This is a genomic window from Nocardioidaceae bacterium SCSIO 66511, assembly GCA_023100825.1.
GTDB lineage: Bacteria > Actinomycetota > Actinomycetes > Propionibacteriales > Nocardioidaceae > Solicola.
The window spans coordinates 4237265-4254388 of sequence record CP095846.1; the positions used below are offsets into that span (position 1 = coordinate 4237265).

The 17124-nt window shown below is 66.3% G+C and carries 14 protein-coding genes; 5 read left to right on the plus strand and 9 right to left on the minus strand.

Annotated features, from left to right (window positions below; genetic code table 11):
* Nucleotides 1-24: 24 nt before the first annotated feature.
* Nucleotides 25-516, plus strand: a complete 492-nt coding sequence (locus MU582_20155) for an inorganic diphosphatase (GenBank protein UPK74720.1) — start codon at nucleotides 25-27, stop codon at nucleotides 514-516.
* Here MU582_20155 and gluQRS read toward each other — a convergent pair.
* The 6 genes from gluQRS to MU582_20185 all read right to left on the minus strand — a co-directional run bounded on the left by gluQRS (nucleotide 510) and on the right by MU582_20185 (nucleotide 9508).
* Entirely contained in the window at nucleotides 510-1403 is an 894-nt protein-coding gene (gene gluQRS / locus MU582_20160) for a tRNA glutamyl-Q(34) synthetase GluQRS (GenBank protein ID UPK74721.1), read from the minus strand. The two genes, MU582_20155 and gluQRS, sit on opposite strands and share 7 nt — an antisense overlap.
* A 31-nt stretch (nucleotides 1404-1434) precedes the next feature.
* Entirely contained in the window at nucleotides 1435-2961 is a 1527-nt protein-coding gene (locus MU582_20165) for a C40 family peptidase (protein UPK74722.1), read from the minus strand.
* Nucleotides 2962-3616: 655 nt separating this feature from the next.
* Entirely contained in the window at nucleotides 3617-4378 is a 762-nt protein-coding gene (locus tag MU582_20170; protein UPK74723.1) for an LLM class flavin-dependent oxidoreductase, read from the minus strand.
* Nucleotides 4379-4464: 86 nt separating this feature from the next.
* A complete protein-coding gene (gene meaB, locus MU582_20175) occupies nucleotides 4465-5451 on the minus strand; it encodes a methylmalonyl Co-A mutase-associated GTPase MeaB (GenBank protein ID UPK74724.1) in 987 nt (328 codons plus the stop codon).
* The gene (scpA, locus tag MU582_20180; protein ID UPK74725.1) at nucleotides 5451-7634 is read right to left on the minus strand and encodes a methylmalonyl-CoA mutase; all 2184 of its coding nucleotides are present in this window, start codon (nucleotides 7632-7634) and stop codon (nucleotides 5451-5453) included. Before scpA ends, meaB begins: the two co-directional genes overlap by 1 nt.
* Nucleotides 7634-9508 (minus strand): methylmalonyl-CoA mutase family protein, encoded by a 1875-nt coding sequence (locus MU582_20185; protein ID UPK74726.1) that lies wholly within the window; start codon nucleotides 9506-9508, stop codon nucleotides 7634-7636. Before MU582_20185 ends, scpA begins: the two co-directional genes overlap by 1 nt.
* Nucleotides 9509-9652: 144 nt before the next feature.
* Here MU582_20185 and MU582_20190 point away from each other — a divergent pair, with 144 nt between their 5' ends.
* The gene (locus tag MU582_20190; GenBank protein UPK74727.1) at nucleotides 9653-10978 is read left to right on the plus strand and encodes a lipase family protein; all 1326 of its coding nucleotides are present in this window, start codon (nucleotides 9653-9655) and stop codon (nucleotides 10976-10978) included.
* Between the two features lie 5 nt (nucleotides 10979-10983).
* Here the strand turns inward: MU582_20190 and pgm are convergent, their stop codons facing one another.
* Together pgm and MU582_20200 are read right to left on the minus strand one after the other, a co-directional pair.
* Entirely contained in the window at nucleotides 10984-12609 is a 1626-nt protein-coding gene (gene pgm, locus MU582_20195; protein ID UPK74728.1) for a phosphoglucomutase (alpha-D-glucose-1,6-bisphosphate-dependent), read from the minus strand.
* A 26-nt stretch (nucleotides 12610-12635) separates the two neighbouring features.
* Nucleotides 12636-13109 carry a MarR family transcriptional regulator gene (locus MU582_20200; GenBank protein UPK74729.1) on the minus strand — a complete coding sequence of 158 codons (474 nt, stop codon included), beginning with the start codon at nucleotides 13107-13109 and terminating at the stop codon, nucleotides 12636-12638.
* Nucleotides 13110-13202: 93 nt separating this feature from the next.
* Between MU582_20200 and MU582_20205 the strand changes: the two genes are divergently transcribed.
* Nucleotides 13203-13670 (plus strand): SgcJ/EcaC family oxidoreductase, encoded by a 468-nt coding sequence (locus tag MU582_20205; protein ID UPK74730.1) that lies wholly within the window; start codon nucleotides 13203-13205, stop codon nucleotides 13668-13670.
* Here MU582_20205 and MU582_20210 read toward each other — a convergent pair.
* Nucleotides 13652-14239, minus strand: a complete 588-nt coding sequence (locus tag MU582_20210; protein ID UPK74731.1) for a TetR/AcrR family transcriptional regulator — start codon at nucleotides 14237-14239, stop codon at nucleotides 13652-13654. The genes MU582_20205 and MU582_20210 overlap by 19 nt on opposite strands.
* An 86-nt stretch (nucleotides 14240-14325) precedes the next feature.
* Here MU582_20210 and MU582_20215 point away from each other — a divergent pair, with 86 nt between their 5' ends.
* Both MU582_20215 and MU582_20220 read left to right on the plus strand, forming a co-directional pair.
* Entirely contained in the window at nucleotides 14326-15795 is a 1470-nt protein-coding gene (locus MU582_20215) for an NAD(P)/FAD-dependent oxidoreductase (protein ID UPK74732.1), read from the plus strand.
* A complete protein-coding gene (locus tag MU582_20220) occupies nucleotides 15792-17117 on the plus strand; it encodes a cytochrome P450 (GenBank protein ID UPK74733.1) in 1326 nt (441 codons plus the stop codon). Before MU582_20215 ends, MU582_20220 begins: the two co-directional genes overlap by 4 nt.
* Nucleotides 17118-17124 lie beyond the last annotated feature (7 nt).

Consider the following 17124-nt stretch of genomic DNA (forward strand, 5'->3'; position numbering starts at 1 on the left):
GCGTGCAGTTGATCCGGAGGAACCGTGCAATTCGACGTCACTGTGGAGATCCCGAAAGGGAACCGCAACAAGTACGAAGTCGACCACACGACGCACCAGATCCGGCTCGACCGCACGCTGTTCACGGCCACGCAGTACCCGGCCGACTATGGCTACATCCAGGAGACCCTCGGTCTCGACGGTGACCCGCTCGACGCCCTGGTCCTGCTGTCCGAGCCGACCTTCCCGGGTTGCGTCATCGGCTGCCGAACGATCGGGATGTTCCGAATGACCGACGAAGCCGGCGGCGACGACAAGGTGCTGTGCGTGCCGGCAGCCGATCCGCGTCAGGAGCATCTGCGCGATATCCATCACGTGCCGGAGTTCGACCGCCTCGAGATCCAGCACTTCTTCGAGGTCTACAAGGACCTCGAGCCGGGCAAATCCGTCGAAGGCGCCACCTGGGTGGGGCGCACCGAGGCCGAGGCCGAGATCGAGTCGAGCCGCAAGCGCTTCGAGGACAACGGCGGCTACTGAGAGATCACCCAGGGTTCGGTCGGCAGCCGTGCCGGGTCGAACCCTTCGAGCAATTCGTCGGGCCGACGTCCCTCGAGTCGCAACGACGCAGCGATACGCGCGAACACGTCCCGCGGCTTGACGCCCGCTGACTCGAGGTCGGCAAGCGTCACGCTGCCGTCGCGTTTTGCCAGTCGCCGACCCTCGGCGTTCACCGCGAGGGGAACGTGCGCGTACGAGGGTTCGGACACTCCCAACAATGATGCGAGGTACGCCTGCCGGGGAGCCGAGCTGAGCAGGTCATCGGCGCGTACCACCTGGTCGATCCCCTGCTCGGCATCGTCGACCACGACCGCGAGGTTGTACGCCGGCACTCCGTCGTTACGCACAAGCACGAGGTCATCGACCACTCCGACGTACCGCCCCTGCAGCACGTCGTGCACGGTGAACTCATCCACCTCGCTGCGCAGCCTGATGGCCGCGGGTCGCTCCGCTCGGCGACGAGACCTCTGGGCTGCACCGAGGTCCCGGCAGGTTCCCGGGTACGCCCCCGGCGGAGCATGCGGAGCTGATGCGGCCTCGCGGATCTCGCGGCGCGTACAGAAGCATTCGTACGTACGCTCGTCTGCGCGGAGCCGGCGTACTGCTTGCACGTACAACTCTGTCCGCTCGGACTGGCGTACGACCTCGCCGTCCCAGTCGAGCCCGATCGCCTCGAGGTCGGCGAGCTGACGCTCCGCCGCGCCGGGGCGTACGCGGTCGAGATCCTCCACTCGCAGTACGAAGCGCCGGCTCGTCGAACGCGCGAACAACCAAGCGAGCAACGCAGTCCGCAGGCTGCCCAAGTGCAGGTCTCCCGACGGGCTCGGCGCGAACCGACCCGCTGGTGCGTACGCGTCGACGGTCATCGTGCTCAGCGTACGAGCGCGGAGCGACCGATCAGACGCGGCCGGCCAGATCGGGCAGGATCCAGTAGTACATCGAAACGATCTCGACGCTCTTGCCGGGCCGCGGCGCCTGGATCATCATGCCGTTTCCGAGATACATCGCGACGTGGTAGATCGAGCTCGAGCTGCCGTTGCTCCAGAACAGCAGGTCACCGCGCCGGATCGAGCTCATCGAGACCGGGGTTGTCGACTGGTATTGCGCAACGCTCCAATGCGGCAATGACTTGCCCGCGGCTGCCCAGGCCATCATGGTCAGTCCGGAGCAGTCCCACGAGCTCGGCCCCGCCGCACCGTAGACGTACGGCTCGCCGAGCTGCGCCTTGGCGAACGAGATCGCGCGGTTCACACCGGTCGCCGGCGTGGTGTTGCCGTTGTTGTCACCGCCGCCGTTGTTTCCGTTGTCACCGCCGCCGTTGTTGTTGCTGCCGCCGTTGTTTCCGTTGTCACCGCCGCCGTTGTTGTTGCCATCGTGATCCGGCTCGTCGGTGCTGTCATCCGGGCCGTTGTCGCCCTCGGTGTTCCCGTCGGTTTCGGGCTCATCCGAGCCGGTGTCCGTGTCCCCGGTGTTCGTGTCGCCGGAGTCCGGCGCATTGTCACCGCTGTCGTCGCCTTCGGTCGAGTCGTCACCGCCGTCGGTCGAGTCGTCGGAGCCGTCGTCGGGCGGGTTGGTGTTGTCGTCGGGAGGTTCCTCCGACGTGTCCTGCTGCTCCTGCTCCTGCTGCGCCTCGTCGATCGCATCCTGCTGCGCCTGCTCGCGCAGATCGCGCTGCCGCTGGCGGACGAGTGACTTCGATACGCCCTGCGCCTTCGCAAGCTCCGAGATCAGCTCACCGCGTTTGGCTCGTAGGCCGGCCGCCGCGTCCTCTGCCGTCGCGACGGCGGCGTCGGCTTCCGCCTTTGCAGCGCGCGCCTCGTCCGCGAGACTCTCTCGCCGGTCGACGGCGCGCGCCGAACGCTTGGCGAGCAGCTCGTACACCTGCTTGCGCGCGTCGTACTTCTGCAGGTCGGCCGACAACGCGTCATCGATGCTCCGGTTGCCGCTGACCTGGTTGAGCAGGTCTTGCGGGCCGTTCTGCTCGAGCAGCGCCGACAGGTTCTCCAAGTCGGAGTTGCGGCTCGCATTCGCGGCGAGCGCCGTCGACATCCTGGCAATGGTGCGGTCGAGCTGTCGCTTCGCCGCCGCGGCGGCATCGACTCTCTTGCGCTCCTGTCGGCGGGCCTGGTGCAGCTTGTAGATCGCGCCGTTGTAGGCCTCTGCCATCCGCCCGGCTTCGACGCCGAGGTCGATGACGTTCTGCTCGGCCGTGGCGAGCTCGGCCTTGATGGCTCCGACGTCACGCGCTGCCTGGGCGGCCTCGTCCTTGGCCGCCTCCACCTCCGCGCGGGTGGGAGTGTCCTCGTCGGCGCTCGCCGTCGTAAGAGAGGCCGCGCACAACGCACAGGTGGTGACGGCGGCCAGGGCAAGGCGGGTACGTCGGGTGCGCACGCTGGCGCGTCGCGATGAGCTCGATGGACGCACGATGCATCCCTTTCGGTAGAGGACCGAGCCCCTTCCCCAGGGCTCGGGCACACGCCTCACGTACGACCCGGGATCACCGAGACCGACCGCGAAGGTTCGTACCGATAGGCAACTTAGTCCCCATTCGCCACAATGGGAACACTTCTCACTCAAATAACTTGAATCACACGGCGTGTCGGCTTGTGAATTACAGCGCTGTAGTTTTAATCTTCTCCGCTTTGCAGACTCCCGCATCTGCCAGTTCGACTACCGTCTGCCCCGATTCCTCGTCGCTGTCGGTCTCCCGCTTCCTTCAGTTCGGGAAAGACGCGGCGACGCGCGGAGGCGGCTCTTCGGTTCGGTTGCTCGGCGTCTTTCCCGCCACTTTAGGCTGGCCGCGAGGTAACGTTGGTTGCTTCCCAAGGACGATGGTCACTGTCCACGGGAAGTCTCCCTCGGGACAGCGCGGTTTGCCTTGGTACCAAGGCAAACCGCACGACGATCCGCGCGCGCCCGTACGAGTTGGCGCACTCCTGCCACGTCAGCCACGTACGTACCAACGGGCACGGCAACCGACCGCTTTGCACGGCGTCCCTGCCGTGCAAAGCGGCCCTTCACCATGTCTACTTGGTAAACGACGCACCTACCGGACCAGGAAAGTCCGACAGCGCCAGGCTCAAGCGGTCGCGAGGGCACACCCCTGCGCATCCGCCGCGCTGAAGATTCCCCGCCGACGCAACAGCGGCATCACACCCGCCGCAAACCGGCGTACCTCTCCCACCTGCGGGTTACTCGAAACGATGAACTCGTCGATGCCCAGGTCGTGATACTCCGCGATACATTCGGCAACTTCCTCGTCGGAGCCAACCAGGTCGGGTAGCCGGATGCCGAAGCGCAGAGTTCGCCCGCGGGTACGCGCCAACCCACGCATCCACTCGACCCTCTGCGCGACAGCTTCGACCGTCTCACCCCGCGCGAGGTAGACGTCGGCGTGGCGCGCCGCGACTTCCCCCGACTCCGCGGACGAGCCGCCGAAGTAGATCTCGGGCATCGAGTACGGCATGTCGTCCCATGCAGCACGCATTGCGTGCAGAAACTCATCGCAACGGCGCTCGTCGGTGGACGCGCCGTCAGCCGCGACGTTGAGCAACAACCGCTTGCCCGACATCCACTGGAACGCGCTCGCCAGCTGAGCGGCGAGCCTCGGGCTCAGCACGCCGGGGCGGACAGCAACAAGGAACTTCAACCGCTCGGTCTCGCGGGCAAGCGCGGCCGTCGCGATGAGCGCATCTTCGGATGACGCCTCGGTCGACGTCAGAACGGAGGTGAAACCGAGGTCATCGGTCGTGCGGGCGATCTGTGCGAGGTAGTCGAACGTTGACGGGCGGGACTGCTCGATCCGGCTCGCCGGAAGGTACCAATGAAACTTGATCGACATAGCCGTCATCATGTCGCGGAGCGGAGCATTAAATCAAGCGACTCACTCATATTTTCGGTGTCGTGAATCTCAGGGGTTGAGGTACGTCAGGAGTCGAAGGCGTCGAGAATGCGCCGCGCGGCAAGCGCTGCCGTGAGGTCACCGTCGCGTACCTGCTGCTCGGTCTTGTCCCGAATCGCCCGTACGTCTGCGTCGCGCTCGAGTCGTCCGAGGATCTGGTCGTGCACCATCGACCAGGTCCAGTCGACCGCCTGGCGACGGCGTTTCGCGTCGAACTCACCCGCCTCGGTGAGTACGCGCCGATGCTTGCCGACGGCCTCCCAGAACGCGTCCAGCCCCGTGTCTTCGAGTGCGCTCGTCGTGAGCACCGGTGGCCGCCACAACGACTCCGGGGGATGGATGAGCCGCATCGCACCGGCGAGCTCGCGGGCCGCCTTCTCCGCATCGCGTACGTGCGGACCGTCGGCCTTGTTGACCGCGAGTACGTCGGCCAGTTCGAGCACACCGCGTTTGATCCCCTGCAACTGGTCGCCGGTACGAGCCAGGGTCAGGAAGCAGAAGCAGTCGACCATGTTGGCGACCGTCACCTCCGACTGCCCGACGCCGACCGTCTCGACCAGGATCACGTCGAACCCGGCAGCCTCCAGCAACACGATCGTCTCCCGGGTCGCCTTGGCGACACCACCGAGCGTTCCGGAGGTCGGCGACGGACGGATGTACGCGTCCGAACTCGTGGCAAGACGCTCCATGCGCGTCTTGTCGCCGAGAATCGAGCCACCCGTACGCGTCGAGGACGGGTCGACCGCAAGTACGGCGACGCGATGGCCTCGCTCGATCAGGTACGTACCCATCGCATCGATGAAAGTCGACTTGCCGACACCGGGTACGCCGGTGATGCCGATGCGATGGCTTCCGCCGGCGTCGTCGAGGAGTCGCAGCAGCAACTGCTGCGCCGACTCGTGGTCGTCGGCACGGGTCGACTCGACCAGGGTGATCGCGCGTGCCAGGTCCGCTCGCGAGTCGTTACGTACGGCGTCGGCCAGCGCGTCGACGTCAACTCGACGGCGCGCCATCAGCCTTCGTCGTCCTCGAGCGTGAAGTCGAGCTGCGCGGCGAGTGTGCGCAGCAGGTCGGCGGCAGCGTCGGCGATGACCGTGCCCGGCGGGAAGATCGCGGTCGCGCCGGCTTCGTACAACGCGTCGAAATCGCCGGGTGGGATGACGCCGCCCACGACGACGAGAATGTCCGAGCGCCCGACCTTCGCCAGTGCGTCACGTAGCTCGGGTACAAGCGTCAGATGGCCGGCGGCCAGCGACGACACACCGATCAGATGTACGTCGGCGTCGGCCGCCTGCTGGGCGACCTCGTCCGGCGTCTGGAAGAGCGGACCGACATCGACGTCGAAGCCGAGGTCGGCGAAGGCGGTTGCAATGACCTTCTGCCCTCTGTCGTGACCGTCCTGACCCATCTTCGCGACCAGGATGCGTGGCCGGCGTCCGTCTTCGCGCTCGAAGGCCTCGACCAGCTTCATCGCCTTCGCGATATTGGGCGCCTTGCCCGCCTCGTCGCGGTACACACCGCTGATCGTACGGATCTGCGCCGAGTGACGCCCGTACGCCTTCTCGAGCGCGTCGGAGATCTCTCCGACTGTCGCCTTCGCTCGCGCAGCATCGATGCTGCGCGCCAGCAGGTTGTGCTCCATCCCGCCGCCGTCGGCGCGGGCTGCTTCGGTCAAGGCGTCGAGTGCTCGCTGAGTCTCGGCCTCGTCCCGCTCCTCGCGCAGGCGGCGCAGCTTGTCGAGCTGCTCGGCGCGTACGCGGGCGTTGTCGACCTTGAGCACCTCGATGTCGTCGTCGCCTTGCCCCGCGTCGACGACGTACTTGTTGACGCCGATCACCGGCTGCACACCGGAGTCGATACGCGCCTGGGTGCGCGCCGCAGCCTCCTCGATCCGCAGCTTTGGGATCCCCTCGTTGATCGCCTGCGTCATGCCGCCGGCGTCTTCGATCTCCTTGAGGTGCGCGCGGGCGCGTTCGACGAGGTCACTGGTGAGCTTCTCGACGTAGTACGAGCCGCCCCACGGGTCGATCGGTCGGGTCGTGCCCGACTCCTGTTGCAGCAGCAGCTGGGTGTTGCGCGCGATGCGCGCGGAGAAGTCGGTCGGCAACGCAAGCGCCTCATCGAGTGCGTTCGTGTGCAGCGACTGCGTGTGCCCCTGCGTCGCCGCCATCGCCTCGATGCAGGTCCGTACGACATTGTTGTAGACGTCCTGTGCAGTCAGTGACCAGCCGGACGTCTGACTGTGCGTACGAAGGCTGCGCGACTTCGGGTTGCTCGGCTCGAACTGCTCGACCAGCTCGCTCCACAGCAGTCGACCGGCGCGCAGCTTCGCAACCTCCATGAAGAAGTTCATCCCGATCGCCCAGAAGAAGCTCAACCGCGGGGCGAACGAGTCGATCGTCATGCCCGCATCGAGCCCGGCACGGATGTACTCGACGCCGTCGGCCAGCGTGTACGCGAGCTCCAGATCGGCGGTCGCACCGGCCTCCTGGATGTGATAGCCGGAGATGGAGATGGAGTTGAACCGCGGCATTCGCTCGCTGGTGAACGCGAAGATGTCGGAGATGATCCGCATCGACGGCGACGGCGGGTAGATGTAGGTGTTGCGGACCATGAACTCTTTGAGGATGTCGTTCTGGATGGTCCCAGCGAGCTGCTCGGGCTTGACGCCCTGCTCCTCCGCGGCGACGACGTACAGCGCGAGCACCGGCAACACTGCACCGTTCATCGTCATCGACACCGAAACACTGGAGAGGTCGATGTGGTCGAACAGCTGGCGCATGTCGTAGATGGAGTCGATCGCGACGCCGGCCATGCCTACGTCACCGGCTACCCGCGGATGGTCGGAGTCGTACCCGCGGTGGGTCGCGAGGTCGAATGCGACCGAAAGACCTTTCTGGCCGCTCGCGAGGTTGCGCCGATAGAACGCGTTCGACTCCGCGGCGGTGGAGAAGCCGGCGTACTGACGGATCGTCCACGGTTGGTTGACGTACATCGTGGGGTACGGCCCGCGTAGGTACGGCGCGGCGCCCGGCATCGTGTCGAGCGGATGGTTGGCAGCCGCTCGGTCGGCCGCGGTGTAGACCGACCGGATGTCGATTCCCTCCGGGGTGGTCCATGCCGTAGGGGCGGGTTTAGTGCCTTTGTCACTTGATGTTTCGCCCTCGAGCGATACATCGGCGAAGTTGCGGACCATCACGCCACCTCCAGCAGGTCGAGCAGCTCGGTCATCACGTGGACGACGTCGATTCCGGGCGCGAGATAGTCGTCCGGCGAGCCGACGGAGCTGATGAACGAGCGTTCCGAGCCGACGGCATACACCCGCGCGAGATGCCCAGATCGCAGCGCATCAACGGCATCCGACCCGATGCGCTCGTAGCGACCGTCGCCACCGCAGAGCACCGCGACCTTCAGGCTCGCCTCGCGTACCGCGGCGGTGAGTGTTTCGGCCTCCTCGGTCAGACCCGACTCGACAACATCGATGCCTGCACTCGCGAGCAGGTTTCTGGCGTACGTCGCGCGCTGGTTGTGCTCGGCTACGGGGCCGAGCGTCGCGAGGAAGACGCTCGGGCGTACGCCGGTTTCGGCGAGGTGGCGATCGGATCGGTCGCGCATGGCCTCGAACGGCTCGGCGTACCTCGCCACCGGGAGCAGACCGCCGTCGGGACTCGGCTTCGGCTCGACGCTCGGCTCGCCGAGGTTGGGAAACTCGTTCACCCCCGTGACGCTCGTCCGCCGGTGTGCGATGTCGTCGGCGCGGGTCGTACGCGTTGCGTCGAGCCGCTCCGCGATGGCGCCGGAATCGAGCGCGGCGGCAAATCCACCCGCCCGCTCGATCTCCTGGAACACCTGCCACGCCTGGTCGGCGAGCGACTCGGTCAACTGCTCGACGTACCAGGAACCCCCGGCGGGATCGATCACGGCGCCGACATGCGACTCCTCCAGCAACAGCAGTTGGGTGTTACGTGCTATGCGTGCGGCGAACCGCTCAGAGGCACCGGGGGCACCACCGGCGAGGGCGCTGTCGAACGGTTGCACCGTCACGTCATCCGCACCGCCGACACCGGCCGCGAAGCCGGCGAGCGTTGTGCGCAGCATGTTCACCCACGGATCGCGCTGCGCCATCATCGCCTGTGACGTGACGGCGTGTTGGGCCGCAGCACCGGCTTCCGGGGCGTCCAGCACCTGAGCGATGCGTGCCCACGCCTTGCGGAACGCCCGCAGCTTCGCGATCCCGGCGAACTGGTCGTCGGTGACCGCGTGCCGGAACTCCACTGCTTCGAGAGCCTGCTCGGCAGTGAGCCCGCCATCGACGAGCGCGCGTACGTACGCGACACCCGCCGCGAGGCTGACGCCCAGCTCCTCTGCGTTACTGGCGCCGGCATCGTGGAAGACGGTGCCGTCGACCACGAGCGTACGAATGGTTTCGGGGCGGTCCGCCACGCGTACGGCGAGCGCGACCGCGTCGTCGATGCCGGCTCCGTCGACCGTCGTGCCGTTACGGATGTGCAGCCCGAACGGATCGGCGCCGAACCGCAACCGCACCTGGGAGGGTTCATCGATTGCTGTCCCGTCGACCGCAGCGAGCAGCGCATCGGATGCCTCTGCGAATGCAGACCCGGCGTCCAGTCGCACCGGCGCGAGGTCGAACAGTACGCCCTTCAAAGCCGCGGCGAGATCGCTCGGCACGACGCCGACGACCCCATCACGGTCGACGGCCAGCCAAACCGAGCTGACGCCGTTGTTCAGATCGTCAAGGAGCAGACGGTTCGTTGCCGCCGCATCGCCGCGCTCGCCATATCGTGCGCAGACACCCCAGCCGGCCGCATCGGCACTGACTCCTCGGGTGAAGGGCGCGACGCCGGGAAGGGGAGCCTCCGCGAGCTCGTCGCCCGGCGTGTACAGCGCAGCGACGGTGACCCCGTCGTACGTCTCCGTGTCGAGCAACCGCTCCGGTTCCGGCCCGAGCTCTGCCGGATCGACCTTGCGACCCTTGGCGAGCACACCGGCAACGGCTCGCCGCCAGCTTTCGTACGCAGCGGGTTGCTGGGGAGCCGACTGGGGGTTCATGGGGCCGATGTTACGGCTCATTCACCCTGCCCGTCTCTGTGAGGTTGTTCGCAACAGCGACCGGCTTCGGCATCCACGATGAACCCGTCCGCGATACGAGATCCGCCCCTGCCAGTTCTGTTACTCGACGGTAACCTCGCGCCCATGTCTCGCCTCCGCGCATTCGCCGCCGCCCTTCTCGGCACGCTCCTCGCAGCCGGGCTCCTCGTGTCGGCATCCGCTGCTCCCCCACCCGCCCAACAGGCATCGGACGACCCGTTCTTCAGCTATCACGGTGACAAGCCGCTCAGGTCGTACAAGCCCGGTGCCGTCCTGAAGACCCGGACCGTGCCGTATCACGTCACCGGTATTCCGACGCCGGTCGACGTCGTCCAGCTGCTCTACCGCACCGTTGACGCGCAAGGCCGGCCGACGGCCAACGCGACGTCGGTCGTACTGCCGCCGGGGCCCAAGCACAGCGTGCGCGCCGTTGCGTACCAGTCGTTCTACGACTCACTCAACCCGGCCGACAGCCCGTCGCGCATCTTCGCCGGCGACGTCAGCTTCGGTGGCGCAATCGCCAACGTCGAGACGGTGTTCCTCGCACCGCTGCTGGCCAAGGGCTACCCCGTTGTCGTCGCGGACACTCAGGGGCCGACCGCCGACTTCGCCGCCGGACCCGAGTACGGCAAGGCGACGCTCGACTCGCTGCGCGCCGCACGACGGTCCAGCAAGACCGGCCTGACCCCGCAGACCGACATCGGCCTGCTCGGCTACTCCGGTGGCGCAATCGCCACCAACTGGGCCGCAACGCTCGCTCCGACGTACGCGCCCGGCGTCAACGACAAGATCGTCGGCGCCGCCGAGGGCGGACTTCTGGTCGCGCCGGCACACAACCTCGACTACATCAGTGGTACGCCGGGATGGGCGGGTGTCGCGGCGATGGCCGTCGCCGGGGTCGCCCGCGCGTACGACATCGACTTCGACAAGTACCTCAACGCGCACGGCCGCGAGGTGATGACGAAGATGCAGAAGGCTTCCATCGCGAACGTGCTCTTCCAGTACCCCGGCCTCACCTGGGCACAGCTGGTCAAACCTGAGTACTCCGACCCCAACTCGATTCCGGAGTACGTAAGCGCCGTCAACAAGATCAACCTCGGCTCGCGTCCGTCCCCGACGGTGCCGATGTTCATCGGGCAGGGAGCGAACGGCATCCTCGAAGGCACACCTGGCAACAAGGCGGGCATCGGCCCGGGCGACGGCGTGATGATCGCGGGAGACGTACGGACGCTCGCGCGTCAGTACTGCTCGGACGGCGCGACGGTGAAGTACAAGCAGTACAACCTGCTGAGCCACGTGCCCACGGCTCTCGCATGGGCGCCAACCGCGATGGGCTGGCTCGACGACCGGTTCGCCGGCACCCGGGCTCCGTCGGACTGCGGCTCGATTCCGAAGGGCAACCCGCTCACGCCGGAGCAGGTCTCCCGCTAGTGTCCTCAACGCAGAGCGGCGTCGACCACCGCACGTGCTTCCTCCTGGACGCGAGCGAGATGGTCGGCGCCGCGAAACGACTCGGCATAGATCTTGTAGATGTCCTCGGTGCCGGACGGGCGCGCAGCGAACCACGCTTGGTCGGTGCACACCTTGAGGCCTCCGATCGCGGCGCCGTTGCCGGGAGCCTCGGTCAGCTTGGCGGTGATGGGGTCGCCGGCGAGCTCATCGGCTGTGACCGCGTCGGGGCTCAGCGATTTGAGCTTCGCCTTCGACGTCCGGTCGGCCGGCGCATCCACCCGCGCGTACGCGGGCTCGCCGTACTGTTCGGTCAGCCCGGCGTACAGCTCACCAGGGCTGCTGCCCGTCACGGCCTTGATCTCCGATGCCAACAGGGCAAGGATGATGCCGTCCTTGTCGGTGCTCCACGTCGTGCCGTCCTTGCGCAGGAACGACGCACCCGCGCTCTCCTCGCCACCGAAGCAGATCGTGCCGTCGAGCAGACCGGGCACGAACCACTTGAAGCCGACCGGAACTTCGACGAGCCGTCTCCCGAGGCCGCCGACGACCTTGTCGATCATGCCGGACGAAACGAGGGTTTTGCCGATCGCGACGTCGCTCGCCCAGTCGCGGTGACGAGCGAGGTAGTCGATCGCGACGGACAGGAAGTGGTTGGGGTTCAGCAGCCCGGCGTCAGGTGTGACGATTCCGTGGCGGTCGGCGTCGGCGTCATTACCCGTCGCGATGTCGTACCGATCGCGCTGCTCGATCAGCGACGCCATCGCGTACGGGGACGAGCAGTCCATCCGGATCTTGCCGTCATGGTCGAGCGTCATGAACGCCCATTGCGGATCGACGGTGCCGTTCACGACCGTCAGATCGAGCCGATGTCGCTCGGCGATCGCGCCCCAGTACGCGACGCTTGCGCCGCCGAGCGGGTCGGCACCGATGCGTACGCCCGCTGCTCGGATCGCGTCGAGGTCGAGGACGGAGGGCAGGTCGTCGACGTAGTGCCCGAGGAAGTCGTACGTATCGGCAGCCGCCCTCGCCCGCTCGTACGCCACTCGCCGCACGCCATCGAGGTCCCCGCGCAGTAGGTCGTTGGCGCGGTCCTCGATCCACGAGGTGGCGTCTGTGTCGGCCGGGCCGCCGTTCGGCGGGTTGTACTTGAATCCGCCGTCACGTGGCGGGTTGTGCGACGGCGTGACCACAATGCCGTCGACGGTGCCGTGCGTGCCGAGGCGGTTGAGCCGCAGGATCGCATGCGATACCGCAGGCGTGGGCGTGAATCCGTCGGCCGAGTCGACGAGCACGGTCACGTCGTTGCCGACGAGCACCTCCAATGCACTGCGCCACGCGGGCAGCGACAGCGCGTGGGTGTCGCGCCCGATCACGATCGGGCCGTCGTACCCCTGGGCTCGCCGGTAATCGACGATCGCCTGGGTGGTCGCCAGGATGTGGTGCTCGTTGAACGCACCGTCCAGGCTCGACCCGCGATGGCCGGACGTACCGAAGGCAACACGCTGGGCGACGTCGCGCGGATCGGGCCGTAGGTCGTAGTACGCCGCGGTCAGCGCATCGATGTCCGTGAGGTCTTGCGGTTGTGCGGGCGTGCCGGCGCGAGAGTGCATGTGGGCATCGTGGCATGCCCGCAGCACTAGGTGCGCCTGCGGCTGGGTGCGGTACCGACCCGGACCTCCTCGGCCACCTCACGAAACGCGACGGCCGCGTTCTCGAAGTAGTCGAACAGCACCGCTCGCTGCTCGGCCGAGTAGCCACCGATCACCTCGCCCAGCCGGCGCCGCGCAGGCTCGACCGCTCGCTCGAGGTCCAACGCATCCGGTATTGACTCGACGAGCACCTTGCGCCGGTCTGCGGGATCGGCCACCCGGCGTACGTAACCGGCACGCTCCAGGCGATCGATGAGCCGCGTCGTCGCACCCGTCGTGAGCCCGGTCCGCACGGCGAGCTGCCCGGAGGTCGCCGCGCCTTCGAGCTCGATCAGGCTGAGGGCGTACCACTCCGAGGGACTGAGCCCGGCCGCCTCGGCCGCGGCCATGCTGTACAGGCCGACCGCGTCGAGGTAACGGCGATAGGCCGTCTGCCGGTCGCCCGGCTTCGGACTCGGCATGGTGGACTCCTCCTTGATTTATCTGCATATGTGCAGATATTGTCATTGTGCAGGTTGTTTCGACCATATCAGCCGAGAAGGAGCTGGACCTCCATGCAGACCTCCAACCCACATACGGACACTCGTACCGACGTCATCCGACTACTCGACGACCTCTCAGACGCCTGGAATCGCGGAGACGCCGAGGCGTACGGCGAGCTGTTCACCGAGGACGCTTCCTATGTCACGTACGTCGGCACGCACTACCGCGGGCGCGCCGACATCGTGGCCTCACATCGGGCGTTGTTCGAGACCTTCCTCAAGGGCACCAGACTCTCGTACGAACTCGTCGAGCTGCACCGTTACGGCACGGACACCGCCGTGGTCGTGACCCGCGGCGAGAATGCGAAAGGGACACCGAAGAGGCTCACGAAGGTTCAGTCGTACACGCTCGTACGCGAGGACGGCGGCGAGTGGCGGGTGGCGGCGTTCCACAACACCAAGCGCAAGACACTGATGGAGCGCATCTCCTTCGTGTTCGCGCCTGCGACTCGACCGCAGCTTTACGGCACCAGCAACTGACGCAGTGTCGCGGCGAAGACCTCGACGTCGAGATTCGGATCGAGTGAGCGCTGTGCGCCGAGCCCGATCGACAGGCTGAGCACGATGGTTGCGATCTGCTCGGCGGGCAGGACCGGTTTGAGGCCCAGATCGGCAACACCCTTGTTCACCAGGTGCTCGATCGCCTGTCGCACCGACTGGTGTCTCGTCGCGATCTGCTTGGCGACGAACGGGTTGTGCCGGGCGATGGACGCGAACTCGACCTCGAGCGCGGTCCATTTCGGCTGACCCAGGTGCTCGCGCGCCCACCACGCGAGCGCTTCGAGCGTCTCGTCGAGCGTGTCCTTGCCTTCCATCGCCTCCGCGGCGGCCCTGACCTGTTCGGAATGCAGATCGTCGAGAACTGCCAGGCCGAGCGCCTCCTTACCGGAGAAGTTGGAGTAGACGGCACCCTTCGAGAAGCCGGCCTCGACAGCAACGCGATCGAGAGATGTTGCGGCGAAGCCGTCGCGCAGGAACAGGTCTCGTGCGACCGAGATCAATGCCTCGCGTGTCTGCGCCTGCCGTTCGGCGCGCGTACCGGCGACCATCCAACCTCCTCGGCGCGTACGTCGTCGGGCAGACAGCCTACGCCTGACCCCTTGGCGGCGATTCCAGATACCGTTAGTATCTGAGTATGGTCCAGACTACCGACGTGCTGATCATCGGGACCGGCTTCTCCGGTCTCGGCATGGGCATCCAGCTGCGCAAGGCCGGCCGCGAAGACTTCATCATCGTGGAAAAGGCCGGCGATGTCGGTGGTACGTGGCGCGACAACACGTACCCGGGTTGCGAATGCGACATCCCGAGTCACATGTACTCGTTCAGCTATGAGCTCAATCCCGAGTGGAGCAAGAACTTCTCCGGCAACCAGGAGATCTGGGACTACCTGCGCGATGTGTCCGCGCGCCACGGTCTCGACGAGAAGATCCACTATGGCGTCGAGGTCACCAGCGCCGAATGGGACGACGATCGGCAACGCTGGACCGTCCTCACCGATGGCGGTGAGACGTACGACGCCCGCGCCGTCGTCTCCGGCGTCGGCGCCCTACACATCCCGAACATCCCCAATCTGCCAGGCACTGAGACGTTCCAGGGCGAGCGGTTTCACTCCTCGCAGTGGGATCACGGCGTCGACCTCCGCGGCAAACGCGTGGCAGTCGTCGGCACCGGCGCGAGTGCCGTCCAGTTCGCACCGATCATCGCCGACCAGGTCGACAGCCTCACCGTCTTCCAGCGCACTCCCCCGTGGGTGCTGCCCAAGAACGACAAGACGATCCCGCAATGGAAGCGTTCGCTCTTCCGCTCCGTGCCGCGGGCACAACGCGCGTACCGCAACGCCCTCTACTGGACGATCGAGTCGCGCGCGATCGGGTTCAACGGCCAGGTCAACATCTTGAAGTTCGCCGAGAAGATCGTCGAACGCTATATACGCAAAGCGGTTGACGATCCTGCCTTGCAGGAGAAGCTGATCCCTCAGTACCGCATGGGCTGCAAGCGCATTCTCCAGTCGAATACTTACTACAGGATGTTCAACCGCGACCACGTCACGCTCGTCGACTCCGGGGTCGCCGAGATCACCACCAACGGGGTTGTCGACAACGCTGGTGTCGAACACGAGGTCGACGTGATCATCTACGGCACCGGCTTCCACGTCGTCGATGCTCTCGAGTACCTCGACATCACCGGACGCGAGGGCAAGAACCTCGGCAAGGTCTTCGAGGAGGACGGCGTCGAGACCTACCTCGGCATCAACGCGACCGGTTTTCCCAACCTCTTCTTCATGCTCGGCCCGAACACCGGTCTCGGCCACAACTCGGTCGTGTTCATGATCGAGCAGCAGGCGAAGTACATCGTCAGGTTCCTCGACGAGCTCGACCGCCGCGGCGCCAGTGCGGCCGACGTACGCCCTGCGGCACAGCGACAGTTCAACGACACCGTCCAACGCAAGCTGACCAAGGGCATCTGGACGCAGGGCGGCTGCACGAGCTGGTACCTCGACTCACAAGGTAAGAACCGCACGATCTGGCCGGGGTTCACCTTCATGTACTGGTGGGAGACCCGCAAGGTCCAAGCGCCCGACTACGAGTGGGTGAGAGCCGCATGACGACAACAGAGCAAGCCCCGACGCAGTTGCCGCCCGGCCCGCCGATCCCGGTCGCAGTGCAGACGGCACTGTTCATGTCGGGTGCGCTTTGGTACGTACCCGCGATGCATCGCAAGTACGGCGACGTCTTCACGTTGCGCTGTGCTCCGCGCGACCAGCGGCTGGTGTTCATCAACCGCCGCGAGCACCTCAAGGAGGTTTTCAGCGGCGACCCGCACGTGTTCCATGCGGGTGAGGGCAACGAGCTACTTCGTACCGTCATGGGTCAGCACTCGGTGCTGCTCGTCGACGACGAGACCCACCTACGCGCGCGAAAGCTGCTGATGCCGGCGTTCCACGGTGCGGCCCTGCGCTCGTACGAAGGCCTGGTCGGCACTCTGGCCAAGAGCGAGGTCGACTCGTGGCAGCCCGGCGAGACGCTGGTGTCGCTGAACCGAATGAACGCGCTGACGCTCGAGATCATCATGCAGGTGGTGTTCGGCGTGACCGACGAACACCGTCTCGCACAGCTGCGCCCGGTCGTGAACAACACTGTGAACATCGGCGCGATCACGCTGCTTTCGTGGGCGTACCCGAGGCTTCAAGCGTTCGGACCGTGGCGCTCGTACATGGCGAACCAGCAGCGCTTCGACGAGCTGTTGTACGCCGAGATCGCCGATCGTCGGCAGGCTCGCGACCTCGACCATCGCGACGACGTGCTCTCCCGGTTGCTACTCGTCGGCGCGGGCGAGGATGCCGCGCACGAGCCGCTCAGTGATGCTGAGCTGCGCGACCAACTTGTCACCCTGCTCTTGGCAGGCCACGAGACGACGGCGTCCGCACTGTCGTGGACGTTGTACGAGCTGGGGCAGAACCCCGACGCACAAGAGCGTGCGCAACGGGCCGCCGACGAAGGCGACCAGAAGTACCTCGAAGCCGTGCTCAAGGAGGCGATGCGGGTCCACCCCGTCATCGACCAGGTGCGCCGGGTACTCAAGGCCGATGCAACGGTCGCCGGCTATCGCCTGCCCGCAGGCACCACAGTGGTGCCGTCGGTGCGTTTCGCGCACGACAGCACGGTGAACTACCCCGATCCGGAAACGTTCCGCCCAGAGCGGTTCACCGACGGAGAGGTCGCGTCGAACACGTGGCTCCCATTCGGCGGTGGCGTACGCCGTTGCCTCGGCGCCGGGTTCTCGCTGATGGAGGGCACGATCATCCTCCGCGAGGTGATGCAGAGGTACGCGGTACGCCCCGACCCGCAGAGCAAGGAACGCGAGACCATTCGCAACATCACGACGGTTCCCAGGCGGAAGGCGCGAGTCGTCCTCGTCGCACGCTGACCGTCTG

What these genes read in the sequence shown, in the direction of transcription:
- MU582_20220 (UPK74733.1), top strand. Translation starts at nt 15,792, where the DNA reads ATGACGACAACAGAGCAAGCCCCGACGCAGTTGCCGCCCGGCCCGCCG.
- MU582_20170 (UPK74723.1), bottom strand. Translation starts at nt 4,378, where the DNA reads ATGTCGATCAAGTTTCATTGGTACCTTCCGGCGAGCCGGATCGAGCAG.
- meaB (UPK74724.1), bottom strand. Translation starts at nt 5,451, where the DNA reads ATGGCGCGCCGTCGAGTTGACGTCGACGCGCTGGCCGACGCCGTACGT.
- MU582_20215 (UPK74732.1), top strand. Translation starts at nt 14,326, where the DNA reads ATGGTCCAGACTACCGACGTGCTGATCATCGGGACCGGCTTCTCCGGT.
- pgm (UPK74728.1), bottom strand. Translation starts at nt 12,609, where the DNA reads ATGCACTCTCGCGCCGGCACGCCCGCACAACCGCAAGACCTCACGGAC.
- gluQRS (UPK74721.1), bottom strand. Translation starts at nt 1,403, where the DNA reads ATGACCGTCGACGCGTACGCACCAGCGGGTCGGTTCGCGCCGAGCCCG.
- MU582_20200 (UPK74729.1), bottom strand. Translation starts at nt 13,109, where the DNA reads ATGCCGAGTCCGAAGCCGGGCGACCGGCAGACGGCCTATCGCCGTTAC.
- MU582_20190 (UPK74727.1), top strand. Translation starts at nt 9,653, where the DNA reads ATGTCTCGCCTCCGCGCATTCGCCGCCGCCCTTCTCGGCACGCTCCTC.
- MU582_20205 (UPK74730.1), top strand. Translation starts at nt 13,203, where the DNA reads ATGCAGACCTCCAACCCACATACGGACACTCGTACCGACGTCATCCGA.
- MU582_20185 (UPK74726.1), bottom strand. Translation starts at nt 9,508, where the DNA reads ATGAACCCCCAGTCGGCTCCCCAGCAACCCGCTGCGTACGAAAGCTGG.
- MU582_20210 (UPK74731.1), bottom strand. Translation starts at nt 14,239, where the DNA reads ATGGTCGCCGGTACGCGCGCCGAACGGCAGGCGCAGACACGCGAGGCA.
- scpA (UPK74725.1), bottom strand. Translation starts at nt 7,634, where the DNA reads ATGGTCCGCAACTTCGCCGATGTATCGCTCGAGGGCGAAACATCAAGT.